Origin of the sequence: Actinoallomurus liliacearum, assembly GCF_039542035.1 — a bacterium.
Classification (GTDB): Bacteria; Actinomycetota; Actinomycetes; order Streptosporangiales; family Streptosporangiaceae; genus Actinoallomurus; species Actinoallomurus liliacearum.
Window position 1 is genome coordinate 826,527 of sequence record NZ_BAABHJ010000040.1, and the last position, 24,762, is coordinate 851,288.

28 protein-coding genes and 4 tRNA genes are annotated in these 24,762 nt (G+C 68.2%); 17 read left to right on the forward strand and 15 right to left on the reverse strand.

From position 1 onward, the window contains the following. Positions 1 to 2: 2 nt before the first annotated feature. On the reverse strand, positions 3 to 1,013 hold the full coding sequence (locus ABD978_RS42640; RefSeq protein WP_345367235.1) for an aldo/keto reductase: 1,011 nt from the start codon (positions 1,011 to 1,013) through the stop codon (positions 3 to 5). 368 nt (positions 1,014 to 1,381) lie between these two features. On the opposite strand from ABD978_RS42640, the gene ABD978_RS42645 reads away from it, so the two are divergent. Beyond that, on the forward strand, positions 1,382 to 1,699 hold the full coding sequence (locus tag ABD978_RS42645; RefSeq protein ID WP_345367237.1) for a hypothetical protein: 318 nt from the start codon (positions 1,382 to 1,384) through the stop codon (positions 1,697 to 1,699). 710 nt (positions 1,700 to 2,409) lie between these two features. Here the strand turns inward: ABD978_RS42645 and ABD978_RS42650 are convergent. Together ABD978_RS42650 and ABD978_RS42655 are read right to left on the reverse strand one after the other, a co-directional pair. Beyond that, positions 2,410 to 2,565, reverse strand: a complete 156-nt coding sequence (locus ABD978_RS42650) for a hypothetical protein (RefSeq protein ID WP_345367239.1) — start codon at positions 2,563 to 2,565, stop codon at positions 2,410 to 2,412. Between the two features lie 88 nt (positions 2,566 to 2,653). Beyond that, on the reverse strand, positions 2,654 to 2,944 hold the full coding sequence (locus ABD978_RS42655) for a GntR family transcriptional regulator (RefSeq protein ID WP_345367441.1): 291 nt from the start codon (positions 2,942 to 2,944) through the stop codon (positions 2,654 to 2,656). Between the two features lie 151 nt (positions 2,945 to 3,095). Between ABD978_RS42655 and ABD978_RS42660 the strand changes: the two genes are divergently transcribed. Then, complete coding sequence (locus ABD978_RS42660) at positions 3,096 to 3,299, forward strand: hypothetical protein (RefSeq protein ID WP_345367443.1); 204 nt, start codon at positions 3,096 to 3,098, stop codon at positions 3,297 to 3,299. A gap of 36 nt (positions 3,300 to 3,335) precedes the next feature. Here ABD978_RS42660 and ABD978_RS42665 read toward each other — a convergent pair whose 3' ends face one another. From ABD978_RS42665 to ABD978_RS42685, 5 genes are all read right to left on the reverse strand, one after another. Then, complete coding sequence (locus ABD978_RS42665; RefSeq protein WP_345367241.1) at positions 3,336 to 3,683, reverse strand: 2'-5' RNA ligase family protein; 348 nt, start codon at positions 3,681 to 3,683, stop codon at positions 3,336 to 3,338. Positions 3,684 to 3,921: 238 nt separating this feature from the next. Then, positions 3,922 to 3,995: transfer RNA gene (locus tag ABD978_RS42670), tRNA-Phe, on the reverse strand. Positions 3,996 to 4,019: 24 nt separating this feature from the next. Next, positions 4,020 to 4,094 (reverse strand) — tRNA-Asp (locus ABD978_RS42675). A 38-nt stretch (positions 4,095 to 4,132) separates the two neighbouring features. Continuing rightward, positions 4,133 to 4,205, reverse strand: a tRNA-Glu gene (locus ABD978_RS42680). A 95-nt stretch (positions 4,206 to 4,300) separates the two neighbouring features. Continuing rightward, entirely contained in the window at positions 4,301 to 5,863 is a 1,563-nt protein-coding gene (locus tag ABD978_RS42685; protein ID WP_345367243.1) for a metallophosphoesterase family protein, read from the reverse strand. A 29-nt stretch (positions 5,864 to 5,892) separates the two neighbouring features. Between ABD978_RS42685 and ABD978_RS42690 the strand changes: the two genes are divergently transcribed. Beyond that, positions 5,893 to 6,234, forward strand: a complete 342-nt coding sequence (locus ABD978_RS42690; protein ID WP_345367245.1) for a metallopeptidase family protein — start codon at positions 5,893 to 5,895, stop codon at positions 6,232 to 6,234. A gap of 116 nt (positions 6,235 to 6,350) precedes the next feature. Beyond that, positions 6,351 to 7,616: an MFS transporter gene (locus tag ABD978_RS42695; RefSeq protein ID WP_345367247.1), complete on the forward strand. Its 1,266-nt coding sequence runs from the start codon at positions 6,351 to 6,353 to the stop codon at positions 7,614 to 7,616. Between the two features lie 11 nt (positions 7,617 to 7,627). Here the strand turns inward: ABD978_RS42695 and ABD978_RS42700 are convergent, their stop codons facing one another. Beyond that, complete coding sequence (locus ABD978_RS42700) at positions 7,628 to 7,903, reverse strand: PspC domain-containing protein (protein WP_345367249.1); 276 nt, start codon at positions 7,901 to 7,903, stop codon at positions 7,628 to 7,630. Positions 7,904 to 8,063: 160 nt separating this feature from the next. Here ABD978_RS42700 and ABD978_RS42705 point away from each other — a divergent pair, with 160 nt between their 5' ends. The 9 genes from ABD978_RS42705 to ABD978_RS42745 all read left to right on the forward strand — a co-directional run bounded on the left by ABD978_RS42705 (position 8,064) and on the right by ABD978_RS42745 (position 16,877). Further along, a complete protein-coding gene (locus ABD978_RS42705) occupies positions 8,064 to 9,215 on the forward strand; it encodes an acyl-CoA dehydrogenase family protein (RefSeq protein WP_345367251.1) in 1,152 nt (383 codons plus the stop codon). 501 nt (positions 9,216 to 9,716) lie between these two features. After that, positions 9,717 to 9,792: transfer RNA gene (locus ABD978_RS42710), tRNA-Lys, on the forward strand. Between the two features lie 635 nt (positions 9,793 to 10,427). After that, complete coding sequence (locus ABD978_RS42715; protein WP_345367253.1) at positions 10,428 to 11,297, forward strand: LLM class flavin-dependent oxidoreductase; 870 nt, start codon at positions 10,428 to 10,430, stop codon at positions 11,295 to 11,297. Positions 11,298 to 11,353: 56 nt separating this feature from the next. Next, positions 11,354 to 11,572, forward strand: a complete 219-nt coding sequence (locus ABD978_RS42720; protein ID WP_345367255.1) for an SDR family oxidoreductase — start codon at positions 11,354 to 11,356, stop codon at positions 11,570 to 11,572. Between the two features lie 370 nt (positions 11,573 to 11,942). Further along, positions 11,943 to 13,259, forward strand: a complete 1,317-nt coding sequence (locus ABD978_RS42725; protein ID WP_345367257.1) for a Dyp-type peroxidase — start codon at positions 11,943 to 11,945, stop codon at positions 13,257 to 13,259. 24 nt (positions 13,260 to 13,283) lie between these two features. After that, on the forward strand, positions 13,284 to 14,339 hold the full coding sequence (locus ABD978_RS42730) for a YVTN family beta-propeller repeat protein (protein WP_345367259.1): 1,056 nt from the start codon (positions 13,284 to 13,286) through the stop codon (positions 14,337 to 14,339). 137 nt (positions 14,340 to 14,476) lie between these two features. Beyond that, entirely contained in the window at positions 14,477 to 14,761 is a 285-nt protein-coding gene (locus ABD978_RS42735) for a transposase (protein ID WP_345367261.1), read from the forward strand. 160 nt (positions 14,762 to 14,921) lie between these two features. Then, positions 14,922 to 15,125, forward strand: a complete 204-nt coding sequence (locus tag ABD978_RS42740; protein ID WP_345367263.1) for a cold-shock protein — start codon at positions 14,922 to 14,924, stop codon at positions 15,123 to 15,125. Positions 15,126 to 15,461: 336 nt separating this feature from the next. Further along, the gene (locus tag ABD978_RS42745) at positions 15,462 to 16,877 is read left to right on the forward strand and encodes a DEAD/DEAH box helicase (protein WP_345367265.1); all 1,416 of its coding nucleotides are present in this window, start codon (positions 15,462 to 15,464) and stop codon (positions 16,875 to 16,877) included. A 207-nt stretch (positions 16,878 to 17,084) separates the two neighbouring features. On the opposite strand, the gene ABD978_RS42750 is transcribed toward ABD978_RS42745, so the two are convergent. The 3 genes from ABD978_RS42750 to ABD978_RS42760 all read right to left on the reverse strand — a co-directional run bounded on the left by ABD978_RS42750 (position 17,085) and on the right by ABD978_RS42760 (position 19,767). Beyond that, positions 17,085 to 17,330 (reverse strand): SLAC1 family transporter, encoded by a 246-nt coding sequence (locus tag ABD978_RS42750; RefSeq protein WP_345367442.1) that lies wholly within the window; start codon positions 17,328 to 17,330, stop codon positions 17,085 to 17,087. 303 nt (positions 17,331 to 17,633) lie between these two features. Then, positions 17,634 to 17,885: a hypothetical protein gene (locus ABD978_RS42755; protein WP_345367267.1), complete on the reverse strand. Its 252-nt coding sequence runs from the start codon at positions 17,883 to 17,885 to the stop codon at positions 17,634 to 17,636. A 64-nt stretch (positions 17,886 to 17,949) separates the two neighbouring features. Next, positions 17,950 to 19,767: an APC family permease gene (locus ABD978_RS42760; protein ID WP_345367269.1), complete on the reverse strand. Its 1,818-nt coding sequence runs from the start codon at positions 19,765 to 19,767 to the stop codon at positions 17,950 to 17,952. 325 nt (positions 19,768 to 20,092) lie between these two features. On the opposite strand from ABD978_RS42760, the gene ABD978_RS42765 reads away from it, so the two are divergent. The 4 genes from ABD978_RS42765 to ABD978_RS42780 all read left to right on the forward strand — a co-directional run bounded on the left by ABD978_RS42765 (position 20,093) and on the right by ABD978_RS42780 (position 22,634). Then, positions 20,093 to 20,434, forward strand: coding sequence for an STAS domain-containing protein (locus tag ABD978_RS42765; RefSeq protein WP_345367271.1), 342 nt, complete (start codon positions 20,093 to 20,095; stop codon positions 20,432 to 20,434). 711 nt (positions 20,435 to 21,145) lie between these two features. Then, positions 21,146 to 21,634, forward strand: coding sequence for an STAS domain-containing protein (locus ABD978_RS42770; protein WP_345367273.1), 489 nt, complete (start codon positions 21,146 to 21,148; stop codon positions 21,632 to 21,634). Between the two features lie 257 nt (positions 21,635 to 21,891). Then, positions 21,892 to 22,137, forward strand: a complete 246-nt coding sequence (locus tag ABD978_RS42775) for a lipopolysaccharide assembly protein LapA domain-containing protein (RefSeq protein WP_345367275.1) — start codon at positions 21,892 to 21,894, stop codon at positions 22,135 to 22,137. Between the two features lie 62 nt (positions 22,138 to 22,199). Next, the gene (locus tag ABD978_RS42780) at positions 22,200 to 22,634 is read left to right on the forward strand and encodes a DUF5994 family protein (RefSeq protein ID WP_345367277.1); all 435 of its coding nucleotides are present in this window, start codon (positions 22,200 to 22,202) and stop codon (positions 22,632 to 22,634) included. Positions 22,635 to 22,655: 21 nt separating this feature from the next. On the opposite strand, the gene ABD978_RS42785 is transcribed toward ABD978_RS42780, so the two are convergent. From ABD978_RS42785 to ABD978_RS42795, 3 genes are all read right to left on the reverse strand, one after another. After that, positions 22,656 to 22,916: a hypothetical protein gene (locus tag ABD978_RS42785; protein ID WP_345367279.1), complete on the reverse strand. Its 261-nt coding sequence runs from the start codon at positions 22,914 to 22,916 to the stop codon at positions 22,656 to 22,658. 210 nt (positions 22,917 to 23,126) lie between these two features. Beyond that, positions 23,127 to 23,582: a universal stress protein gene (locus ABD978_RS42790; RefSeq protein WP_345367281.1), complete on the reverse strand. Its 456-nt coding sequence runs from the start codon at positions 23,580 to 23,582 to the stop codon at positions 23,127 to 23,129. 21 nt (positions 23,583 to 23,603) lie between these two features. Next, the gene (locus tag ABD978_RS42795) at positions 23,604 to 24,716 is read right to left on the reverse strand and encodes a fatty acid desaturase family protein (protein ID WP_345367283.1); all 1,113 of its coding nucleotides are present in this window, start codon (positions 24,714 to 24,716) and stop codon (positions 23,604 to 23,606) included. Between the last annotated feature and the right edge of the window lie 46 nt (positions 24,717 to 24,762).

Below are 24,762 nucleotides of genomic sequence, written 5' to 3' on the forward strand. Positions count from 1 at the left end.
GACTACCGGGAGCCCGCCACAGGGCGCGACTTGTAGAAGGACTCCTCCAGGTAGGCGGCCTCGTGCGGCTGGTAGGGCTCCTCCAAGTAGGCGGCCTCGTCTTCATCGAGTTCGACGTCCACGGCGGCGACCGCGTCGGCCAGCTGGGCCGGCTTGGTGACCCCGACGATGGGCGAGGTCACCACCGGGTTGCGCATGACCCAGGCCAGGGCGACCTGGGCCGGGGACAGACCCCGCTTGCCCGCGATCTCGTGGACGCGCTCGGCCACTGCCTGGTCCTCGTCGCGGTAGAGGATCTTGCCGCCCTCGTCGGTCCCGGCACGCGCCGTGGCGGTGTCCCGGGTCCGCGTCAGCCTGCCCCGCGCCAGCGGGCTCCACGGGATCACGCCGATGCCCTGGTCGGCGCAGAGCGGGAGCATCTCCCGCTCTGCTTCTCGGTGGATGAGGTTGTAGTGGTCCTGCATCGACACGAACCGGGTCCAGCCGTTCAGGTCAGCCAGGTACAGGGCCTTGGCGAACTGCCAGGCGTACATGGAAGAGGCTCCGATGTAGCGGACCTTCCCGGACTTGACCGCGTCGTGCAGCGCCTCGAGGGTTTCCTCGATCGGGGTGTCATAGTCCCAGCGGTGGATCTGGTACAGGTCGATGTAGTCGGTCCCCAGTCGCTTCAGGGAGGCGTCGAGCTCGGCGAAGATCGCCTTGCGGGACAGCCCGGCGCCGTTCGGGCCGGGGCGCATCCGCATCCAGACCTTGGTGGAGAGAACGACCTCCTCGCGCCGGGTGAAGTCCTTGACCGCCTGGCCGACGATCTCCTCGCTGCTTCCGGCGCTGTACCCATTGGCCGTGTCGAGGAAGTTGACGCCGCTCTCGAGGGCCTGCTTGATGATGTCCCGGCTGGCGTCCGCGCCCAGCGACCAGGGCTCGCCGCCCCGGTCCGGCTCGCCGAAGCTCATGCAGCCGAGGGTGATGGCGGAGACTTCCAGTCCGGTCGTCCCGAGTTTGATGTATCGCATGCTTCGGAACCTAGGAGTTGGAGTGCGCTCTAACGCAAATCATCGCTCGATCACTAAGAGATTCCGCTGGTCCGGGCGGCGGTATCGCGACGCTCGCGACGGCGCCCCTACCCGCGGCATCTCTTAGCCTGACCCGATCACGGCCGGTGGCTTCGTGATGGACCGACTCGTCGCACGGGGATGACCGGCCACACCGCATGCCCGACCTGTGCGACACGGACCTACGTAACCGGCTCCGCCATCTTGGTGCGTACTCCGAACATGGCCGCCGCCTCGCAGGGCGCCATCAGCGGATCGTCAGGGGGCTCTGCGGCGGGGAAGGGCATGGCCGGTAGGCCAATCCGGTTGAGGGGGTGTCGGGGAGAGCTATGGGAGGGGGCGCCGGCTCTCTCTTGCTCGCCGTACGGGTGGTCGCGTCCAAGCCGGGGCGCGTTCAGCTCCTGGCGACCATGCGCGATCCGCTGGCCGTGGTCGACGTCTCCCCGGAGACGGATGAGCTGTTGACCGTACGGCCCGGGATGCTCGAGAACGGTGAGCCGTGGGTCATGGACTTCCGTACGGTGCCGCACTGGCTGAACGCAGGAGCGACGCAGTCCGGCAAGTCCGATCTCGCCAACGCGGCGCTCGTACGATCGCGGAGACCGATTCGGCCCAGGACGCCCTTGCCGTGGCGGAGCGGGAGATAGGCGCGGGTCCGAAGCGCTGGGTGAATCAAGGGGTGCTGTTCGACGAGTACAAGGACTTCGTCGATCGAGGTCGGCCGCTCGGCCGTTGGCCGCAGACGTGAGCCGCGGTTGCTGTCCCCGTTGCTGTCAAAAGGCCCCGGGCGATCTTCGCCTCGGGGCCTTCTGGCTGGTCAGGTGTGGTGGGCAGGGGCGGGGTCGAACCGCCGACCTTCCGCTTTTCAGGGCCACGGATGTCCGTTCGCCCATGATCGCCGACGGCTGTAGCCCTGCTCGATGGGCACCAGAGACCGCGCGCGGACGCCTACGAACACGGGCGAATGAGACCACGATTGAGACCACCCGGAGAGGCTGAAACACAGAGAGCGCCCCCCTGTTCCAGCCTCAGTTGCCGAGCGGGACATACCGATCGGACACTCTGTCCCCTTTCGTGTCCCTCGGGTTCCCGCAGGTTGCAGGGGATTGGGGGACATGAGGGACGCGGGGGACACTTCTGGAGGTCGAAGGCGCGCAGCGAGTTGGAAGAAGACTGTGGATCGCGCTTGCCCAGTGAGCGCGCCAGTCTGGCGGAGTCGTTCGGCGAGTTGGAAGGAGTTGATCGGGCGGCCTGGTCGGCCTACGGACGAACCGGGGCGATTCGGCTTGGGCTCCGATGACTGCGCAGAGACGAGAAGAGGGCGCCCCAGGGGGGCGCCCATCACGGCCGCGTTCGCTCAGCCGTTGTTCGAACCGCCGCCCTCGGCGCTCTTGTGCTTCGCCACCTGGGCGTTCCAGCGCTCCGTGGCCGTCGGCATCTTCCCGGCCGCGATCAGGGCAAGGTGCTTCTTGTTGAGTTCTTGCCGAGACGGGCGCTTCTCCTGCTGAGACATGGGAGCTCCTTCTACTTTGCCGTCGTCTTTACCGTGCTCTGTAGGCACGCTTGATGACTACGGTCCGGCCAAGATGGCGGAGCGCCACTTAGTCGTCTCTGCCGGCCTGGTCGACGACGTAGACGCCCTTGCCACGCACGGCCTTGACGAGTCCGCGCTCGATGAGCAGCGCGACGGCTGATCGCACGGTCGGGCGCGCGACGCCGAACTCCTCGCACAGTGCGGCCTCGGACGGTATCCGACGTCGGGGCAGGTAGGTGCCATCGGCGATCCTGGCCATGAGTACGGCAGCGATCTGCTCGTACAGCGGCTCAGGTCCGTCGAGGCATCTGGCGCACGCGGCGAGCCGGGGACGTCGACGACGAGCGCAGCGGCGAATATGTCGCCTCTCGGATGGAGCCGGGCGCCGGGGTCGACCAGACCGTGATGGCCCGTTCCCTGGCCGACCTGGACACCCTGCTCGAAGCTCAGGCCGAGGCCGTACAGAGCGGCCGGCGGCCCTACGAGATCCACGCGAAGTGGGCCGACCAATGGTAAGCCCGGACAGCCCTGGCCCGCGTCGGCAGGAACGCGGGCCAGAGTACGAACGCGCCCTGGTCGAGCTGCGCGAGGTTCTAGAGCTGCCCATCGTGGGCTACCCGCACCGGGAACAGGAGCTGGTCGAGCTGCGGCGGCTGATCAGCAAGTACGTCGACGAGGCGCGGGGGTTCCTCGCCGAACTGGACCACCGATAGCCCCAGGGAGACCGGGGGCGCTCGGCGGCTCGGAGGCTAAGAGCGAGACAGCGGCGCTACGGCGCGCGTGCTCCACTCGTACATGCGATGATCGCGATTCAGGGCGATCAATGACGCTTCTTGCACCGTCACACGTGCCGGTTCGGGGGTAACCGACTCGACCGCCGTTACATATGGTGCCGCCGCCCCATCTTCCTCGAAGTAGCCGGCGCTCACGTGGGGACGGAACTTATCCGCCGCTTCCGGGACGTTGGCAGAGCCCCATACCGATCCGATTGCCTGGCGTAGGGTACGCCGAATCTCGATGACGCTCGCCTCTTCTAGAGGCGGAAGCACTATCGCTTCATTGCTCAAGGTGCCAACGCGAGCGGTGATGAACGTCATGGGCTGGTCTCAGATCAACATGACGAGCCGGTATCAGCACGTTCCCGCCGAGGTCCTCACCGGCATCGCGGATCAAGTCGGAGGACTGCTCTGGGCACCGCCACCGAGCGGGCAGGGCAAGGACGATGGCCCCGCCGGAGCCCCGGTACCGGCGGCTTGAAGGGGTAACTGAGACCACAAGTGAAACCGGAAACGCCCCGAACGCAATCACTCGGGGCGTTTCTACTGGCCTAAGAGGTGGGCAGGGGCGGGGTCGAACCGCCGACCTTCCGCTTTTCAGGCGGACGCTCGTACCGACTGAGCTACCTGCCCGCACGGCGCCGAACGGCGCCTCAGCGGTCCTGACGGGATTTGAACCCGCGGCCTCCACCTTGACAGGGTGGCGAGCACTCCTAGCTGCTCCACAGGACCTTGCTGTCTTGCTTTGTAGTACCCCCGGAAGGATACCGTGCCCCCAACGGGATTCGAACCCGCGCTGCCGCCTTGAAAGGGCGGAGTCCTAGGCCGCTAGACGATGGGGACTCCGACGACCTTGGCCGCCGTTGCCCTTGGCGCCTGCCGTCGGGGACTCCGTCAGCATAGGGGACAACCGCCCCAACCACCAAAGTGATTCCCTCTCAACGCGGACGGCCCGTCTCGGACGGCCGGCGAGATGAGGGTGAGGGGCTGGGCGTGAGCGGCGTCGCGGACGGCGTCTGTGCAGGTGGTGGGCTTATCGGGCGGTCCGGTTTGGGCTCCAGGGTGCGTTCGATCTGGGCGGAGGTGAGACCTAGACCACCCAGTTGGATGTCGTCCCAGCCCTGGAGCCGGTGACTGGCCCGGTTGAAGTACAGGACCGACATCTCGATCGGGGTGGGCTGTTCGTGCTCCAGGCCGCGCATGCCGGCCCCGCCGGTCGAACCCTGGACGAACAGCCGGCTGCCGCCGGGCAGGAGCCGCGTCGACCGCCGGTGGAGGTGGCCGGACAGGATGAGCGGGGCGGTGCCGTCGAACGCCGTGCCCTCGTTCGGGTCGTGGGCGAGGACGATGTCGGGGGTCTTGCCGAGGGCGCGCAGCCGCTGGACGGCGGTCCGCCCGTACGCGAGCATCTGCGGCCCGTTGACGTCGTCGTCGCGTGTCGTCTTGTCGGGGGTGAACCTCGGGTCCGGGGTGCCGAAGATCTGCAGGCCGCCGACGTCGGCGATCCGGTCGTCGAGGACGACGGCGTTCTGCTGGCGGCGTACGGCCTTCTCGTTCTCGGTGGAGTCGTGGTTGCCGCGGATGAAGACGTACGGGATCTTGAGCTTGCTGATGCTGTTCGCGAACTTGTCCTCGGCCTTGGTCCCGTGGTCGGTCAGGTCGCCGGTGTCGATGACGACCTGGATGTGGAACTGGTTGACGACCTGGCGGATGACGTTCCAGGCGACCGGGTTGAGGTGGATGTCCGAGACGTGCAGCACGCGGATGGTGGTGGGGTCCGGCTCGTACGTCGGGAGCGTGGACGTCACGTCGTACAGGCGGGACATGTTGCCGACGAGCCGGGCCAGTTGCTCCCGGTAGGCCCCGATGCGCGACACGATCGTCTTGGCGTCGCCGACGACCTGCGGGGCGCTGGCCAGGATGCCGGTGAAGCGGGGCTCGGCGACCGACTCGGGGTTGAACGTCAGGCTGCCGATGAGGCCGATGATGATCAGGCCGTTGAACGCGCTGACGGTCGTCCACACCGTACGGCGCCAGTTGCGGAAGATCAGGAATCCGGCGAGGGCGGCGCAGGCGAGGGCGGCGGCGGTCGCCTTGACCGCCATGACGATGAACGCGTGCCGGACGTCTCCGCCGATCGTGTCGGAGAGGCGGTCGAACGCGGAGGGGTTCTCGATGAGGTCGCGGGCGCGGTTCGGGTTGAGCCTGGTGACCTGGGCCTCGATCCGTACGGGGCCGGCGTGGCTGTCCAGGCGAAGGGTGCCGAGCGGCGGGATGTCGATCACGGTGCCGCCGGACGTCGAAGGGTGGAGGGCGAAGTTCACGTCGGCGGGTCCGACGTCGGTCTGGGCGTGGCCACCGGCCAGGAGGCCGATCCAGCCGGCGACGAGACCGACCGCGATCACCGCCGCGACGCGTCCGGTGAGGCGTACCCGGGGTCGCGCGATGAACCGCCGCAGTTCGTTCCATGCTCGGGTCAACACGTTGGTACGTATGCTCACGACAGCCAGGATCCACGCACAATGGCGGCGTGATGGAGGTAACGCGTGAAGAGTTCGAGGACCTGGTCGCCGAGGCGCTCGACACGATCCCGCCCGACCTGACCGACCTGATGAGGAATGTCGTGGTGCTGGTCGAGGACCTCGCGCCGGAGCCGGGACTTCTCGGGCTGTACGAGGGCGTGCCGCTGACCGAACGCGGTGACACGTACGCGGGCTACCTTCCGGACCGCATCACGCTCTACCGGAGGCCGTTGCAGGCGATCTGCCGTACGCGGGATGACCTGGTGAAAGAGGTACGGACGACGGTGGTGCACGAGATCGCGCACCACTTCGGGATCGACGATGAGCGATTGCACGAACTCGGCTGGTGATCCCGATTGCGCACGTTGGGTCACCTGATCTGAACGCAGCGTGAGATAATGCCGGGCAGACCGACCGGCCGCTTGGCCAGTGCGACCGGACGACGTTCACCGGCAGGGGAGCGCGCGTGGGAAGACATCGACGGCCCTTCGATCGTCAGGTCACCTATCACGAGGTTTTCGGCGTCGGTGAGTTCCGCTCGATCTGGCTGGCTCAGACGCTCTCGTACGTCGGCGACCAGCTCGCCCAGATCGCACTCGCGGTGCTCGTCTACAACAACACCCATTCGGCGTTGCGAACCGCCGTCGCGTACGCCCTGACCTACCTTCCGTCGATCATGGGCGGCCCGGTGCTCTCGGTGCTGGCCGACCTGATCCCGCGCCGCCGCGTCATGATCGTGTGCGACGTCGCCCGTACGGGCATCGTGGCGCTGATGGCACTGCACCACACGCCTTTCGCGGTGCTGTGCTTCCTGATCTTCTGGACCGTTCTCCTGGGCGCTCCGTTCACCGCCGCGCGGGCCGCGCTCCTTTCGGAGGTGCTGCCCGGCGACATGTACGTCGTCGGCTCGGCGATCAACAACATCACCCACCAGTTCACCCAGATGCTGGGCTTCCTGGTCGGCGGGGCGGTCATCTTCGCGGTCGGGGCGCACCAGGCGCTCGCGGTCGACGCCGCCACGTTCGCGATCTCCGCCGTCATCCTGCTGACCGGCGTACGTGCGCGGCCGGCGCCGCGCCGGGAGAGCCGCAAGCGCCCGTCGCTGTGGACGATCACGCGGGAGGGCGCGCGGCTGGTGTTCCGGGACCGTACGCTGCGGCCCCTGGTGTGCTTCGCGTGGCTCTGCGGGTTCTACGTGCTGCCGGAGGGGCTCGCCGCGCCGTACGCGAAGACGTTCGGCGCGGGTCCGGTGTTCGTGGGTCTGCTGATGTCGGCGATGCCCTGCGGCATGGTGCTCGGCTCGCTGGCGTACAGCCGGTTCGTTCGTCCCGACGACCGTCTGCGGTTCATGGGCTGGATGGCGATGCTGTCCTGCGCGCCGCTGCTGGGGACCGCCCTGCGGCCGCCGCTGTGGGCCGTGATCGTGCTGCTGGCGCTGTCCGGGGTGGGCAGCGCCTACCAGCTGGCGGCGAACGCCGCGTACGTCGCCGCCGTGCCGCCCGACGGCCGCGGTCAGGCGTTCGGGCTGGCGCAGTCGGGCATCCTGGCCAGCCAGGGCGTCGGCATCCTGATCGGCGGGGCGCTGGCCCAGGTGCTGGGCCCCGAGCCCGTCGTCGCCCTCGCGGGGATCGCCGGCCTGTCGGCCGCCACGATGCTCGCGATGTCGTGGACACGGATCCGGGGAGAGGTGATCGCGTCGAACCAGGAGCGCGCGATGAGCGCCGCCGCCTGATCCGAGGGCGGTCAGACGCCCTTGGTCTGCTTGTTGATCAGGTCCTGGGCGATCGACGTCTCCTTGCCCTCCTCGGGGATGATCAGCGTGCCGGCGACGTACAGCAGGATGCCGGCGCCGCTGGTCAGGACGGTGAGGACGGCCAGCACGATCCGTACGATCGTCGGGTCGACGCCGAAGTAGGCGCCGGCGCCGGAGCAGACTCCGGTGATCATGCGCCCGTCGCGGGTGCGGGTGAGACGGCGCGGGGCGTCGTCGGGACCGGTGTGGGGGGTGTTCTCGTTCATGTCTCGATCGTGCCCGCAGCGGGGTGCGATCGCCATGGGGGCTTGCCCTGACGCGTCCCTGAGAGCCCCCTGAGCGCCGGATCGGCGCCTCGACGTACGCTGTGTGCCGGCGGGGCGCCCCTCCGCTCTCTCGGTGTCCGTGAGCCCCCTGGGAGGACCGATGGATCTGCTGCGGGTCGACGATCAGCTCACCGACGAGGAGCGCCTGGTCCGCGACACGGCCCGGCGGTACGCCGCCGACCGGATCGAGCCGCACGTCGCCGACTGGTTCGAGGAGGGCGTCTTCCCGGCGGCCGAGCTCGCGCCCGAGCTGGGCGAGCTGGGGTTCCTGGGGATGCACCTGTCGGGGTACGGCTGCCCGGGGGCGGGCGCGGTCGCGTACGGGGTCGCCTGCCGGGAGCTGGAGGCCGCCGACTCGGGGCTGCGCAGCTTCGTGTCCGTTCAGGGTTCGCTGGCCATGTCGGCGATCCACAAGTACGGCTCGGAGGAGCAGAAGCAGGAGTGGCTGCCCCGCATGGCCGCGGGCCGCGCGATCGGCTGCTTCGGCCTGACCGAGCCGGACCACGGCTCCGACCCGGCGAACATGCGCACCCACGCCAAGCGCGAAGGCTCCGACTGGATCCTCAACGGATCCAAGATGTGGATCACGAACGGCTCGATCGCGGACGTCGCCGTCGTCTGGGCCCGTACGGACGACGGCGTCCGGGGGTTCCTGGTGCCGCGCGGCACGCCGGGGTTCACGACCCGGGACGTGCACAAGAAGTTGTCGCTGCGCGCGTCCGTGACCTCGGAGCTGACCCTCGACGACGTACGCCTGCCGGAAGACGCGATGCTGCCCGGCGTCCGGGGGCTCAGGGGCCCGCTCGGCTGCCTGTCGGAGGCGCGGTACGGCATCATCTGGGGCGCGCTCGGGGCCGGCCGTGCCTGCTACGAGACGGCCGTCGAGTACGCCCGTACGCGTGAGCAGTTCGGCCGGCCGATCGGCGGGTTCCAGCTCACCCAGGAGAAGCTCGCCTGGATGGAGGTGGCGCTGGGGCAGGCCGGACTGGTCGCCCTGCACATCGGGCGGCTGAAGGAGGCCGGGACGGTCACGCCGCAGCAGGTGTCGTTCGGCAAGCTCGCCAACGTACGGGCCGCGCTCGACGTCGCCCGCCAGGCCCGCTCGATCCTCGGCGCGAACGGCGTCACGCTGGAGTACCCGGTGATCCGGCACATGACCAACCTCGAGTCCGTGCTGACGTACGAGGGCACCCAGGAGGTGCACACGCTGGTGCTCGGTGAGGCGATCACCGGCCTGTCCGCCTACCGCTGACCGGCCCACCCCCGCTGCCAAGGTCCGGCAAATTGCGGCATATGGCCTGATCAGGGGAACGCCGCGCCGGGTTTCACCTGTGCCCGCGCGCGGGAATGTCCAGCTCTGCTGACCATTTCCCCCCGAGGCTTCCGGGCCGCCTGACCGCGTTTCCGCGGGTGCACGCTTCGGCGTCCGCTCCCATCGGTGGATGACGCGGGCAGGCTTCGGCGACCGGCCTTCGGGCGGCTCGCCGAGGAGCGGCGTGCGCACGGCTTCGCGGCCGAGCCGTCGCACGCGCTTCCGGGCGGGCTCAGGGCCGCCCGGACCCGTTCGGCGGTCGCACCGGACGGCCCGTCAGAGCGTGACGGCGAGCAGGCCGACGGCGGCGGTCATGGGAGCTCCTCGTCGGATCATCGGACGGTCACGGCCACCTTGCCATCCCGTCGTCGCGGAGGTCCTCCACCCGCGAGTATTCGGCGCGCGGGGTGTACGGTGCCTCCGGTACGCTCATGGAGCAGCGGGGCGTTAGCTCAATTGGCAGAGCTGTGGACTTTTAATCCATAGGTTCTGGGTTCGAGTCCCAGGCGCCCTACCAGTCCTGACCTGGAGCTTCGCCCACCCGGGCGGAGCTTTGATCTTCCTGGTGAGGCCACGGTATGGCCGTGGTGAGCCGGGTTCGAGCGCACCTTTCATCGGCGGTACGGGTGCTGATGCGGTGGACCCGCTGATTTGACTCTGGTGGTCGGGCGGACGCCGCGTCGGCGTGGGCGTCGTGACCCGGGCGCGCAGCGCGCGGCGTTGAGCACGAGCCGGGCGACGCTCTCGGCGTTCTTGCGGGCGACTTCAGGCAGCACCGTGACGTAGGTGTCGGCGGTGAGCACGATCGAGGAATGCCCCAACTGGTCCTGGACGACTTTGAGGTCGGCGCCGGCCTGCGGGGCGAGGCTGGCCGCGCCGTGGCGCAGGTCGCGCAGGGCGATCAGATGGTAGACCGCATACAGCCGGTGGTCGGTGATGTAGTGCAGGAACTACGCGGTCTGGGCGGCGGTCCAGATCGCCACGACCGGTCGTTCTCCGGTCCATCGCCAGTGCCGGATCTGATCCTCGGTCCACACCTTCCGGTTCCTGCGGTCCCTCGGCGGTCCGCCTACGGGGGCCAGGACTCGCTACTGGGGTCGCGCCCGGAGGTCCTGGGTATTCCAGGGGGCACGGGAGTAGGGGGTGTCCTGCATGAAGGTCGGTCTCGGCCTGCCCATCAGCGATCTGGCGGTCTTGTTCGACTGGGCGCGCAGAGCGGATGCCGGTCCGTTCAGTACGCTGGCCCTGTTGGACCGCCTGGTGTACGACAATCCCGAGCCGTTGGTGACGCTTGCCGCGATCGCGGGCGCCGTCGACCGGATCCGCGTGCAGACCGAGGTGCTCCTGGCTCCCCTTCGCCCACCCGCGCTGATGGCCAAACAGGTCGCCACCCTCGACCGCCTGTCCGGCGGCCGCCTCACGCTCGGCATTGGGCTCGGTGCCCGGCGCGACGACTACATAGCCGCCGGAATCGACCCGCATGGCCGCGGGGCGCGCCTGGACCAGGTCATGAAGGACATGCGCCGGGTATGGCTCGGCGAGCCGTACGGGGAGGGGGCCGGGCCGATCGGCCCGGCGCCCGCACGCCACGGCGGCCCAGAGGTCCTGTTCGGGGGTTTCAAACCGGCGGCCATCCAGCGCATCGCGCGTTTCGGGGACGGCTTGCTGTGCGCCTCGCCCATCGCTGAGATGGACGGCCTGTTCCGCGCCGCTGAGCAGGCATGGCGATCTGCCGGCCGTCCCGGCCGCCCCAAACTGGTCGCCCAGCTCAACGCCGCGCTCGGCCCCGACCGAATCCTCGAGGAGGCGCGCGGTGAGATTCGCCGTTACTACGGTGGGCCGCAGTACATGGAACTGCCGGCGGATTACACCGGCATGGTCGTGCGGAGAATGCTCACCACCGCAGGAGAGGTCCGTGACGCCGTCGACCGGCTCACGAACATCGGAGCCGACGAGATCATCTTCTACTGCTGGTCATCGGACCCTGGGCAGGTCGACCGCTTCTCCGAGACCCTGGCGTAGCCGACCCCTATGCGAGGCCGGCGGGCCGCACGCTGAGCGTTCTCAACTCGCGTGCCGTGGAGATCGCACCTCACCGCGTCAACGCGATCCACCCGGGCGTGGTCGGAGACAGCCCGAGGTGGCGCGAGGTGCCCGACCATCCTCACCTGTCGCGTACCCCCATCGGACGCCTCGTTACGACGGCGGAGGTCGTCGACGCCACCGACTTCCTTCTCCGCAACAGCGGTGTCAACGCCCAGGACTTGTTCGTCGACGGCGGACTGCGCGTCACCTGATACATCGCCCCCTCCGGGCGTGAGTGCCGTCTTGTGCCTGGCCGACCCTGAAGGTGAGGAGATCGTCGAGGCTCGTACCAGGCGGTCGCGCGCCATCATGGTGAGTCGGCAGGAAACGAAGGTTCCGCCCGGGGTGGTCGGCACGGCCAGCACAGCGGCGAGCCCACGACGCGCCGCGACCACCATGCGGTCACCTCGTCCTGGACATCTCTCACGTTGAGACGGCTCGCCGTGGCCATCACCCACCCGCACCCGTTTTGCGCGGATCGATGGAGAAGATCTCCTGTCGGGAGGTTTACGCGGAGCGATGCCGGCGGGAGCATTTACTTACCACCAGGACTGTTTCAGGGAGCGTTTCTGGGGGTCAGATATGGCAGGGCAGACGTCACCGGTACCGGAAGACAGCTGGGGCGGCGGGGGCTGCCCGGTCGGCTTCGGGCGGCGGTCCTTCCTGCAGGGGATCGCCGGCGCGGGCCTCGTCGCTACCGGCCGGCAACCGTCCCCTCCCCCAGGCGGGGACCAGAAGCGTGGACCGGGATATCCCGGAGAGCCCGGGAACGACGCCGCCGTCCCGTTCTACGGTGAGCATCAGGCGGGCATCACCACTCCGTCCCCCGACGCTCGGCAGGCGGCCGGGAACTTCGTTGCCTTCGATGTGACGGCTGACAACCGCAAGGAACTCACCGACCTGTTCCGTACGCTGACCGCGCGGGCCGCCTTCCTCACCGCGGGCGGCACGGCACCGACCGCACCGCCGGGCTCACCCCAGCCCGACGACGGCGTCATGGGCCCGCGGATCCCCGCCGACGCGCTGACGATCACCGTCGGTGTCGGCGCTGATCTGTTCAACGATCGTTACGGGCTGGCCGCGCGCAAACCGGTCCAGCTGGTCACCATGACGCCCTTCCACCACGACGACCTCAACCCCGCGTTGTCCAACGGCGACCTGCTGATCCAACTGTGCGCCGGGAGCCGTGACACGGCGATCCACGCGCTACTGGAGATCATCTTCCACACCAAGGGCGCGATGAGACCGCGCTGGAGCATCAACGGCATGCACAGCCCGCCGCGCCCGGTCGGTGCCTCGCGGGATTTCTTCGGGTTCAAGGACGGCATCGCCAACCCCGACCCGACCAGCACCGACCAGATGAACCAGTGGGTGTGGGTGCAGCCGGACACCGATGAGCCCGCCTGGACGGCCGGCGGCACGTACCAGGTCGTCCGCATCGTCCATTTCGATGTTGAGAAATGGCAGGGCGTCCCGCTCGCCCAGCAGGAGCGGATCTTCGGCCGCCGCAAGGTCAGCGGAGCGCCGATGTACGCCCTGGACCCGGGTGCCCCGGACACCCTGGACCCCGTCTACACCAACGACCCGAAAGGGCTGATCACCCCGCTGAACGCCCACATCCGGCTCGCCAATCCCCAGACGCCCCAGACCACCGCCACCAGCACAATCCTGCGCCGCAGTTACGAGTACCAGCACAGCCCCGAGACCGGCGGAGCGCCCGACGTCGGACACGCGTTCTGCTGCTTCCAACGCCATCTCGACACCTACATCGCCATGCAGACCCGGCTGGAAGACGAGCTGTTGGTGCCCTACATCACCCCGAAAGGCGGCGGCTACTTCTTCGCCCTGCCCGGCGTAAGCGACCGCCAGGACTACTACGCCCGCCGGCTGCTGGCCTGACCGACATCGCGCACGGGAGCCACCATGCATCACCAGCACGACAAGGCGCTCCAGCGGGTACTGGGTGCCGGTGCCGGAGTGGTGCTGGCGTCCGGCCCGCTCGCCGCCTGCGCCGCCGATGAGACCGTACGCCCGGCATCCGGCAACCGTGCGGCCGTGGTGGCGGCATCCGCCGCGGCGACCGCCCCCGCGCGGGCGGGCGGGCGCGTCTACGTCACGAACCAGCTCGACAACACGCTGTCGGTGATCGACGCCCGGACGAACAAGGTCACCGCCACCGTGCAGGCCGGGACGGCACCCGAGGGCGTCGCGGTCGGCCCGAGCGACGGTCACGTCTACGTCGCCGACAACGGATCGGGCCGGGTATCGGTGCTCAGCACCGCGAACAACAAGATCACCTACACTGTGCCGGTCGGCAAGGACCCCACCGGGATCGCACTGGCCCCGGACGGCCGGCACCTGTATGTGGCCGACAGTGGCTCGAACGAGGTCTCGGTGATCGACACCCGGGCCGGCCGGGTGACCGCGACCATCCCGGTCGGCGTCTCGCCGGTGGACCTGGCCGTCAGCCCCGACGACACCACCGTCTACGTCGCCAACCAAGGATCGGCGAATCTCTCGGTCATCGACACCCGCACCGACCGGACCATTCGCACCCTGCCCGCAGGCCGGTACCCGGTGGCCGTCGCCGTCACCCCGGACGGAGGTTCGGTCTACGTCGCCAACGAGGTGAACGCGAGCGTCTCGGTCATATCACCCGCTACCGGCGAGATCACCGCGACCATCCCGACCGGAGCCGGCCCGTTCGACGTGGCACTCGCACCCGACGGTCGGTCCGCGTACGCCGCCGTCCTCGGCCAGGGCACCCTGTCCCAGATCAGCGCCCGCACCCACCACGTCTCAAGAACGGTCAGCGTCGGCCCGCCGGGAGCCGACCCGTTCCGCATCGCGGTCACCCATGGCGCGATCTACGTCGCCAATCAGGGAGCGGGCACCGTCACGGTCATCGACCCGGGCTCCCTGAAGGTCACCGCCACCGTCGACGTCGGCAACAGCCCCTACGGCATAGCGACGGTCTGAGGTCCGAGCGCGGCTCTCACAGCACCGACGCCCACGAGAAGTGGACCGCCCCGGGTTGGGCGGAGGCTCTGGTGTGTCCCGGCTGTAGTGGAGGCGGTTTGTTGGATTCTTGTGCTACTCGATCTTGAAGGAGTGGCATGGGACGACGCGGCTACCCGCCGGAGTTCCGGCGCAAGGTGCTGGACCTGATCGACGCAGGCCGGAAAGTCGCTGATGTGGCCCGGGACCTGGGGATCAGTGATCAGCCGATCTATACCTGGCGGCGGCAGGACCGCATCGACCGTGGCCTGGAACCGGGCCTGACCAGCGACGCGCCGCCGACCTGGAGCGGGAGAATCGTTAATTGCGGCGGGCGACGCCGACGCCGGCAGGAGTCGGGCCGGGCTGTGCGACAGGTTGCTTGCTTCAGTTGCCGGTGGTAAGATGCTGTCGTTGCAGTTGTGGTTCCCATAGACTTTATGTGCGCCTGCTGGTACTACCTCAGGCGCATTTTTTGTTTTACCGGAGTCCTCCGGGTGGGGTCATTACGGCGACGCGAGGCTCGTAGAGTGCGAGCTCCGTCAATGCCCCGGAAGGACGGCTATGGCTACCGGCACCGTGAAGTGGTTCAACGCAGAAAAGGGCTTCGGCTTCATCGAGCAGGACGGCGGCGGCGCCGACGTCTTCGCCCACTTCTCCAACATCGCGGCTCAGGGCTTCCGTGAGCTCCAGGAGGGCCAGAAGGTCCAGTTCGACATCACGCAGGGCCAGAAGGGTCTCCAGGCGGAGAACATCATCCCTGCCTGAGCATCACGCGGTATCTCGCAGGGCTCGTACGCAAAGGTTCGGGCCCTGCCCGCTGGCCTGGATTTTTCGTTTCCTCGCGGTAACGATGGTTGCCGTCCAGGGTATGGCCCTTTGGGGATCCGCCACCCGGCCCCCTGCCCCCGGCCGCAGGCCGGTGCAGCCCGATCTGAGTTCGGCCCTCAGCCGCCCTTCCGCGAGGGGCATCGGCCGTCTTGACGCTGTGCCTCTTCGGCTTCGGCGCTGCTTCGCGGCTCACTTTGGTTCGTTCTTGCGACTGCTTCAAGCCATCGGCTGCGGAGTCTTCCTCGAAACGTGCCATTTCAGGAAGGCTCACGCATGACCCATCCCACCCGTTCGACCCACAGTCGCTCCTCCCACTCCCGGACCCGGGCTCCGCGTCAACCGGCCGCCCGTCGGCAGAACGACTTCGCACTCCCCGTGAACTCCACGCCGCCCCTCCCCCCGGCAGCATCGTTCGCCGAGCTGGAAATGCCGGCAGCCCTGCTGTCCACATTGACCCGCCAGGGCGTCACGGAACCGTTCCCCATCCAGGCCTCCACCCTCCCGGACGCGCTCAACGGCCGCGATGTCCTCGGCCGCGGGCGTACCGGATCCGGAAAGACCCTCGCTTTCGGCCTGGCGGTGCTCGCTCGTACCGCCGGCCGACGCGCTGAGCCGCGTAGACCGCTGGCCTTGGTGCTCGTCCCCACCCGTGAACTGGCCCAGCAGGTCACCGACGCCCTCACCCCCTACGCCACGTCCGTCGGCCTTCGATCGGCCACCGTCGTCGGCGGCGTATCGATCTCACGACAGGCCACCGCCCTCAAACACGGCGCGGAGATCCTGGTCGCCACCCCGGGGCGGCTCGCGGATCTGATCAACCGAGGCGCCTGCCGGTTGGACCACGTGCGCATCACCGTCTTGGACGAGGCGGACCAAATGGCCGACATGGGTTTCCTGCCGCAGGTCACCGCACTGCTGGACCAGGTGGCCCCGGACGGCCAGCGGATGTTGTTCTCCGCGACCCTGGACCGCAACGTCGACCGCCTGGTCCGCCGGTTCCTCACCGATCCAGTGACCCACTCGGTCGATCCCTCAGCGGGGGCCGTGACCACCATGGAACACCACCTGCTCCACGTCACGGAGGCGGACAAGCACGATACGACCACACACATCGCCGCCCGCGAAGGCCGCGTCATCATGTTCGTCGACATGAAGCACGCCGCCGACCGGCTGACCCGCAAGCTCCTCACCGGAGGCGTACGGGCCGCCGCACTGCACGGAGGCAAGTCCCAGCCGCAGCGCAACCGCACCCTGGAGCAGTTCCGCACCGGAGACGTCACCGTACTCGTCGCCACCAACGTCGCCGCGCGCGGCATCCACATCGACGGACTGGACCTGGTCGTCAACGTCGATCCGCCCAACGACCACAAGGACTACCTGCACCGGGGCGGCCGCACCGCCCGCGCCGGCGAATCCGGCACCGTGGTCACCTTGGTCCTGCCCAACCAGCGCCGCGACATGGACCGGATGATGGCCACCGCCGGCATCACGCCGCACTCCACGCGAGTGCGGTCCGGCGATGCCGAACTCAGCCGCATCACCGGCGCCCGCACGCCCTCCGGCATCCCCGTGACCGTGCCCGCTCCGGCCACCGCAGGTCCCCGAAACGGCGGCTCCGGGCCGGGCCGTCGCCGCGCGCAGAACCGCCGATCCTCGCGACCCGCGGCGATTCGCACCGCCGGCGTCTGAAGACGTTCACGGAGCGGGCCGCCGAGAATCGTTGTGTCGGCCCCTCATCCTTTCGGGCACCGATCGTTCCAAGGCGGACGTCGGCGGGTCTACGTCAGTGCAGGACGCTGGTGGCGACCGCGGCCCAGGAGAAGGTGAACGCCCAGAATCCGGGGGCGAACCGCAGCCGCAAGAACGCCGGGAGCGGCCGCAGCTGGGCGAGCATCATCAGCGCCCCGTATCCGGCAGGATCGCGCTGAAGGCGTCCATGCGGGGCCCTCTCAGGGACAGGTAGGCGATGGTCGGCACGGCCGGAGGTGCGGCCTCGATCGCCAGCGTCGGATAGAGGGCCGGCGGCAGCGCGGGACGGAAGAAAAGCCGCGCCATGATCATCGAGCCGAGGATGAACCAGCAGATCAGGCCGAGGCCGAGCATGGCGTAGGCCAGCAGCCGCTGCCCGATCGCCGCGACCAGGCCGCCCGCGACCGGTCCAGTTCGACCAAGGCGTACCGGAAGCGATCAGCCGGGCGGTTCGAACTGCTCGATGCGGCCGTCGGCCGGCCCATCACGGACTGACGCACGCGCCGTATCCGGGGGACGACGTCCTGCGGGCCTCGAGCGTCTGTTGTGCGTGATACGGGAGGTAGCGGGCGGTTAGCGTCGGCGTCGGTTCGCCGCGACGGCGCCCGACCACGCCGGTTCGAGGGTCAATGCGCGATCCTGTTTTCGCGCGACACGACCCTGCGCGCTACGCCGGATGTCCCCCTTGCTGTTTGATCATTCGTTGCGCAGAGAGATCTCATCAGTCTCGGCGATGGTGTCGGCCTCGATGGCGCGCAACCCGTTACCGAGCCGCTCGCGAGCCTGGCGCAAAAGCTTGAGTGAATTGGTGAAGGTACTCTGCTCGGCGGCGCGTTCCGGGTCGGCTCCGTGCTCTTCGAAGAGATGTGTCTGAAGAGCCGCCGCGACCTCGTCGGCCGCTTTGAGCGCTTGGTAGATGGCCCGTTCCCGAGCACTGTCGTTGACCATGTGACAAGTATCCCGCCAGGAGGCCGTATCTTCCCAGCCCATCCAGCCGGTGTCCGATGCCCGGCTATCGGGTTGTGAGCCGATAGGGGATGGTGCAGATGACGGCGTCGGTGCTGGCACGAAGCACGGTCGCCAGAAGCAGGCCGCGCTGGTTCTGCAGGATCCGATAGCGCCATCGGCGTGGCTGGACCTCGGGGATGAGGACGGCGACCTGCCGGTCATCTTGCTGCGCTCGCCGGACGTAGTCGACGATCGGGTGGACCAGCGATCGGTGCGGGCTGTTGAGGGTGTCCAGTCGCACGCCGGGATTCCAGCGGTCCCATTCGGCGCGGAAGGCGGCACTTTGGGCTGCTTCGGGGTGGACGCTGACGGCGACGACGTCGTCGCCGAGGGAGAGCGCCGCGTGCAGCGCGTGCTCGGTGAGCTTGCTGATCCCGCCGACGGGCACGATCACCAGGCTCTCGGCCGGTAGCGGGCGGTTCGGGTGCCGGCCCAGGTCGAGTTCGAGTCCTACTGCCCGGTAGTAGCTTTGAATCCGGGAGAACAGCAGCATCAGCGCCGGCACGGTGAGGACCACGACCCAGGCACCGGAGGTGAACTTACTCGCGAGGAAGACGACGGCGGCGGTCGCGGTCAATACCGCACCGGTGCCGTTGAGGGCGGCCCGCAGCCGCCAGCGCCGGGAGCGCCGGCCGTGCCAGTGCCGTACCAGCCCGCTTTGGCTGATGGTGAATCCGATGAACACCCCGATCGCATACAGCGGGATCAGCCGGTGGGTGGCGGCACCGGTCGCCAGCAGCAGAACGGCCGCGAGCACGGCCAGGGCGACGACGCCGTAGCGGTAAACCGGCCGTTCGGCTCGAAGACCGAACAGGTGGGGCAGCCGGTCATCGGTGGACAGCAGGCTCATCAGTACCGGCAGGCCGCCGAAGCTGGTGTTGGCGGCCAATGCCAGGACCACGGTGACGGCGATGTTCGTCGCGTAGTAGGCCCAGCCGGTACCGAAGGAGCCGGCGGTGAGCTGGGCCAGCACAGTGACTCCGCCGCGGGGCGCCACATGCTCGCGGGCGATCAGTACCGCCAGCCCGATCAGCATCGCCCCCAGCAGCGCACCGAGCATCAGCTCTGTGTGCTGAGCGCGGCTGGCACGCGGCCGGCGGAAGGTCGGGACTCCGTTGGCGATGGCTTCGATCCCGGTCAGGGCCGAGCAGCCGGCCGCGAATGCCTTCAGGATCACGATCGTTCCGAGTGCCTCGCTGACGTGGACCGGCTGGGCGCTGCCGACCACGATGGCCGGATGCGCGCGTACCAGACCGACGATGATGACACCGAAGATCGCCGCCAGGAACGCCACCATCGGCAACATGAGGACGCGTGCGCTTTCGGCGATGCCCCACAGGTTCACGGCAGTGATCAAGACCAGGCCGATCAGGCACATCGCGAGGATGTGGTGTCCCAAGGAGGGGAATGCCGACGCCAGGCTGGCCGCTCCTGCGGCGAGGCTGACCGCGACGGTCAGCACGTAGTCGACCACCAGGCTGGCGGCTGCCAGCAGACTGACAGTGGGTCCCAGATCCTTCTTGCCCACCGCGTACGCGCCACCGCCGTCAGGATGCACCGAAATGACCTGGCAGTAGGAGACGACCAGCACGACGAGTAGGCCCGCGATGGCCAAGGTGATCGGTACGGTCAAGCGAAGCGCCGACGTACCGGCCGCCACCAGTACCAGCACGATGGCTTCCGGCCCGTAGGCCACCGAGCTGAGCGCATCAAGCGACAGCGCGGCCAGCCCCCCGAAGCTGGTCAGATGCTCTTTGTTGCCCTCCCCGTGCCGCAGCGGCACCCGCGGCACGACCTTCTTCGGTGCCGTTCCAAAGCTCATAGGCGCCTTCCGCGCTGGCGGCCCTGCCGCCGTCGGTCCTGGGTTGCTTACGCCGTCACGCTGCCAGGCAGGCCCGGCATTCCAATAGTGCCCCCAGATCCAGTCGCCTTCGGCAGTGGCGAAGTCCGACCGCTGCCCCACCGCCCCGGCATTCCGCCACGTACCGCAGAATGAGCGATCGAGCACGTCGCCGCAGCAATCTCCCCTGGCGATGGGCCTTTCTGGCCTCGCTTGTTTCCGGTCTGCGGCCGAACCGATTGGCTTGAGCGAGCAGCTGGCCCGCCGTCCACAGCGCAGCCACGATCCGGCCCTCGGAGAGGATTCGATGACGAGCACGGCCTTGACGATCACCAGTGACGCTCACGCCGAGCGGGTGACCGTCCACCTCGCCGGCGAAGTCGACATCAGCAACGCCGACCTGCTACGCAACACCCTGCTGCAGCACTTGCGCAACGGCCACACGACAGTCACCGTCGACATGACCGGGCTGACCTTCATCGACTGCGCGGGCCTGTCCGCGCTCATGCGCGCCCGCAACGACGCCCATGACCACGGCGGATCAATCCACCTCGACGGCGTCGTACAGCACAGTGTCGTACGGATCATGCACCTGACCGGCATCCGCCGGGCATTCCCCCCACCCGGCGCCGAGACGATCAGGTATTAGAACACATTTCCAGACCGAGGTGCCGGTGGCTGGGGGCAAGTCGTTGGTGCGCAGAATGCCCTCAGTGATTTGATCATCCATCAGAAAAATTCGGCGCGAACCGATGGTGTGCTTCGGTTTTCGGCACCGGGAGGAGCCTTCAAATTTCGACATTGTTTCTCGGGCTGAGATCCTGACGGGGCGCGAAAATTCTCCCTTGGGTACTTCTGGTTTTCGGACGCCGGTGAGCGTAGAGTCAAAGTATCCGGAAACGACGACATCCCCATTTTCAGGCTTGCCTGCCACACCGGCTCACCGAAAAGGGGGTGTCATGCCGATCATGCATCATGTTCCCGCCCGCGAAAGGGCGACTCGCGCCGCACCCGCCTGTCGTGTGCCCGCACCTTCAGGTACAGGAACGTTCCGCACAGCCACCGCGACCGGCTTCGCCTGGCCGACCGGCTTCGCCTCGCCCGCCGGCGTCGTTGGTGGGAGCCACGGCAGCATCACCGTCCGACATCGAAAGAGGAGGCAGCCGCCATGTGGAGGACCGCCGAACACAGAACGACGACCGGTATGCCGTCGCCATCGATGCCGCGGGGCGCCTGGAGCCGACCCACTCGGCCCCGCGCACTGCTCGACGGCGGCTGGTGGCCCCGCTCGGCCGGCCCGGTCGTTGAGCCGGTGCATCTGTATCCCCGGCCCGCGCCCGCCTGTCATCAGAGGCGATCGATGACCACCGTTTACACCACCGCGGGCCACGCCCGGGTCCAGGGTGAGGTAGGTCCGTCCAATTTCCACTGCCTCGCCCACACCATCGCCAGATTGTGCGGTGACGTCGACATCATCACGGCCCCGGCCTTGCGTGAGCGTCTGTATAGAGTCGTTCGCCCCGGTATGAGGCTGCTGATCCTTGACCTGTCCGGAGTGTGGTTCTGCGACGCGGCGGGGCTGGCCGTGCTGATCGGCACCCAGCGCCGCGCTACCCGCCTCGGCGTCACTCTCCGCGTAGTCGCTCCCCGGCCCAGGGTCGCAAAGGTTTTGCATGTCACCGGCCTGGACCGCAGGCTCACCATCTACCCCACGCTGGCTGACGCGCTCGCCCGGAGCGCCGCGATCGGCACTGTCACCTACGCCAGGAACCGGCGAACAAGGCCCCAGAACCCGCAGCGCGTGAGCGAAGTCGGCATCACCGCGCGTGGGATGGCGACGGCGAGGTGAACCATTCGGAAAGTCGCTCGCGGGATGTGTTCCAGATATTGCTGGTTATCGGAAATCGATAAGCGTATAATCGAAGTATCCGGAAAATAAAAACGCCCCGATTCTGAGGCTGCCTGCCACGCCGGCTCCTGAAAGGGGATGTCATGTCAATTCTGCATCGCACCCGCAGAAACGCCCCGATTATTCCACCCGCGCACACTGCAACTGCGGACCCCGTTTCCTCCGGCGAGGCCCGGCCTGAGTCGGCGCCACGAGCGGTGTCTGCGACCCGCACCAGCACGGTCTGGGCGAGTGTCTGGGCCGTCGCGATCATACTGATCGCCGTCATCGTGTTCATCCTGCAGAACACCCGCAGCGTGCAGGTGTCCTTCCTGGGCATGCACGGTGCGCTGCCGCTGGCGGTCGGGCTGCTGATCGCCATGGTCGCGGGGGCCGTGGTCACGCTGGTGCTCGGCACCGCCCGCATCACCCAGTTGCGCCGCCTCGCCCGGCGTCGCCGGTAGCAACCCGCGGCTTTGATCGCACGGTTCTGAAGGTGCGGTGACCATGGAAGGGACGTGCGGTGATGAAGAGTACGCCGGAACGCAGATCGTTGATCGGCCCGTCGTCGCCATCGGTACCGCGGTTGCTCGTAGCGGCGACCCGCTCGCCCCGCACGCTGCTCGACGGTGTTTGGTGGCCACGATCGACCGACCCGGTCGCGGAGCTGCCGGGCCTGGTTCTGGCTCTCCAGGGCCCTGGTCCCCCCGGTGACCACGGCCCCGTGGCGAACATCCTGCTCCGTGTGTCCGATTGGGACAGCCGGCCAAGTCGGCTGCGTATCGAGGGCACGGAAGGTCTGACCGACACCCGTTTCGTGCGGCTCAGCTGGTTCGACACCCTGCGGGCCGGCTTGCTCATCGCGATCAGTGCCGATGGCCACCGCGTCGACCTGCTCACCCTCCCGCCGTATACCGACGAGAACGCCGTTCGAAGCCGTCCATGCCCCGACAGCGGCTGAACCGGCTACGGTCAAGATCGGTTAGAGGTACTGGCCCGTCGCGGCGCCATTGGTCCTCGATACCCGCATCGACACCACGTTGGCCATGTTGATGACGATGCCGCTCTCATCGGCCTCGCGCTCATACCTCGCCTCGTTCAGGACCAGGCTGCGATGCTCGTCGATGGCGTGGGCGACCGCTTCGAGTGCCTCGTTCTCGTCAGTGAAGTCCCGGCATACCACGGAGACGTCTTCCCCGCCTACCGGGTGAAATCGCAGGATAAGTACGATCTTGTCAGGCACGGCCGGTCCCCTTCTGCGCGGAATCCAGGCGAGCGGCCCCACCGGGCCGGCCTCGGCCCCCTAGTCCGCCCTTCCTCGGCGCGGACCCCGACACTCTCAAGTGTGCCCTCGTCTGCGGTCCCAGGAACCAGGGCAATCCAACCGGCCTGGGGATGCTTCCCGCGGTTCGGACGTTCGGGCCGGCCACGGATGCAACGCAGGAAGGGCGCATCAGGGCACGATGAGGACCGGGCACTTCGCGTGTCGGGAGACCTCGTCGGCGACGTTGGACCGGAACAGCGCGGAGGGGCCGCCGTGATGCGGGGAGCCCAGGACGATCAGATCCACGTCCAGCTTTCGCGCCTGATCCAGTACGGCTCGTGGCGTGTATCCCGGCGTACTTTCCAGCAGCAGGCCCTCGGCGTGCAAGCCCGCCGTGGCCAGGACGGCGACGGCGTCGTCGACCATCCGTCGCGCCACGCTACTCGCATCATTTCCTGCCGGTTCGCCGGCCAGTGCCTGACCTGCCAGGGTGCCCAGTATCGATGGCAGGGAGGGGAAGTCTGTGGCCCGCACGTGCAGGATGAGGACCGCCGCGCCGGTCAGCGAGGCCAGTTGCCGAGTCTGGTCCAGCACGGCCTCCGTGTGGGGCGTCCAATCGATCGCGGCCAGGATTCGCTTGTACATCGTCCGGTCCTTCCTCTTGGATCACGCCGTGCCGGCGTCATCCGCCGGTCTCGAGTCCGCGGCCAGGCGGCTTCGCTTGGACGCGGTGGCGTTGCCGGCCGCGTGGAGGTGGCGGAGCACCTGGGCGTAGGAACGGGCGAGGGAGGTCTCCGTGTAGGTGATGCCGTGCTGTTCGCAGCAGGCGCGGACGAGCGCCTGGGCGCGCCGCAGGCTGGGGCGCGGCATGCTGGGGAACAGGTGGTGTTCGATCTGATAGTTCAGGCCACCGAGTACGAAGTCGGTGAACCGGCCGCCGCGCACGTTACGGGAGGTCAGTACCTGACGGCGCAGGTAGTCGACCTTCTCCTCCTCGCCCAGGATGGGCATGCCCTTGTGGTTCGGGGCGAACGAGCATCCCATGTACACGCCGAACAGGCCCTGCTGCACGAGCAGGAAGCACACGGCCTGGAAGGGAGACAGGACGAGGAACAGAGCCCCCAGATAGCCCGCCGCGTGGGTGAGCAGCAGGATCGCCTCGGTCGGTTTCGCCTTCGGTGATGTGCCGGTGCGGTCCAGGAGCGCGCGGACGCTTGCGACGTGCAGGTTGAGGCCCTCCAGCAGGAGCATCGGGAAGAACAGGTAGGCCTGCCATTTGGCCAGCAGAACGCCGAGTCCGCGGCGCGCGCGAGCTTGGGCCTGGGTGAAGGCGATGGCACCGCCTGCGATGTCGGGATCGTGGCCTTCGTGGTTCGGGTGAGCGTGGTGGCGGTTGTGCTTGTCGACCCACCAGCCATAGCTCAACCCGACCAGCAGACCACCATGCAGGCGGCCGAGCAGGTCGTTCGCGCGCTTGGAACCGAAGATCTGCCTGTGTCCGGCGTCGTGCCCGACGAACGCGACCTGGGTGAACATCACCGCGAGGAAGACCGCGACCAGCAGTTGCCACCAGGACCGTCCCAGGAAGGCGAAGACGATCCACCCGGCAGCGAAGAGAACGAGATTCGCCGTGATCTTCAGTGCGTAATAGCCGGGCCTGCGATCGAGCAGTCCCGCTTGCTTGACCTGGCGGGACAACGCGGCATACGCGCTTCCGCGTCCGGCGGCGGGCGGCCCCCGGCGGGAGTGTGCATCCGGTCTGACGGCGTCGACGGCCATTCTGCTTGCTCCTTCGGTTGTTACGAGATGGCAGGGCGTGGATTGC

Coding starts and splice junctions, on each gene's coding strand:
- ABD978_RS42640 (WP_345367235.1), bottom strand. CDS start 1,013: ATGCGATACATCAAACTCGGGACGACCGGACTGGAAGTCTCCGCCATC.
- ABD978_RS42645 (WP_345367237.1), top strand. CDS start 1,382: ATGGGAGGGGGCGCCGGCTCTCTCTTGCTCGCCGTACGGGTGGTCGCG.
- ABD978_RS42650 (WP_345367239.1), bottom strand. CDS start 2,565: ATGTCTCAGCAGGAGAAGCGCCCGTCTCGGCAAGAACTCAACAAGAAG.
- ABD978_RS42660 (WP_345367443.1), top strand. CDS start 3,096: ATGGTAAGCCCGGACAGCCCTGGCCCGCGTCGGCAGGAACGCGGGCCA.
- ABD978_RS42665 (WP_345367241.1), bottom strand. CDS start 3,683: ATGACGTTCATCACCGCTCGCGTTGGCACCTTGAGCAATGAAGCGATA.
- ABD978_RS42700 (WP_345367249.1), bottom strand. CDS start 7,903: ATGAACGAGAACACCCCCCACACCGGTCCCGACGACGCCCCGCGCCGT.
- ABD978_RS42705 (WP_345367251.1), top strand. CDS start 8,064: ATGGATCTGCTGCGGGTCGACGATCAGCTCACCGACGAGGAGCGCCTG.
- ABD978_RS42715 (WP_345367253.1), top strand. CDS start 10,428: ATGAAGGTCGGTCTCGGCCTGCCCATCAGCGATCTGGCGGTCTTGTTC.
- ABD978_RS42725 (WP_345367257.1), top strand. CDS start 11,943: ATGGCAGGGCAGACGTCACCGGTACCGGAAGACAGCTGGGGCGGCGGG.
- ABD978_RS42730 (WP_345367259.1), top strand. CDS start 13,284: ATGCATCACCAGCACGACAAGGCGCTCCAGCGGGTACTGGGTGCCGGT.
- ABD978_RS42735 (WP_345367261.1), top strand. CDS start 14,477: ATGGGACGACGCGGCTACCCGCCGGAGTTCCGGCGCAAGGTGCTGGAC.
- ABD978_RS42740 (WP_345367263.1), top strand. CDS start 14,922: ATGGCTACCGGCACCGTGAAGTGGTTCAACGCAGAAAAGGGCTTCGGC.
- ABD978_RS42745 (WP_345367265.1), top strand. CDS start 15,462: ATGACCCATCCCACCCGTTCGACCCACAGTCGCTCCTCCCACTCCCGG.
- ABD978_RS42755 (WP_345367267.1), bottom strand. CDS start 17,885: ATGGTCAACGACAGTGCTCGGGAACGGGCCATCTACCAAGCGCTCAAA.
- ABD978_RS42760 (WP_345367269.1), bottom strand. CDS start 19,767: ATGAGCTTTGGAACGGCACCGAAGAAGGTCGTGCCGCGGGTGCCGCTG.
- ABD978_RS42765 (WP_345367271.1), top strand. CDS start 20,093: ATGACGAGCACGGCCTTGACGATCACCAGTGACGCTCACGCCGAGCGG.
- ABD978_RS42770 (WP_345367273.1), top strand. CDS start 21,146: ATGACCACCGTTTACACCACCGCGGGCCACGCCCGGGTCCAGGGTGAG.
- ABD978_RS42780 (WP_345367277.1), top strand. CDS start 22,200: ATGAAGAGTACGCCGGAACGCAGATCGTTGATCGGCCCGTCGTCGCCA.
- ABD978_RS42790 (WP_345367281.1), bottom strand. CDS start 23,582: ATGTACAAGCGAATCCTGGCCGCGATCGATTGGACGCCCCACACGGAG.
- ABD978_RS42795 (WP_345367283.1), bottom strand. CDS start 24,716: ATGGCCGTCGACGCCGTCAGACCGGATGCACACTCCCGCCGGGGGCCG.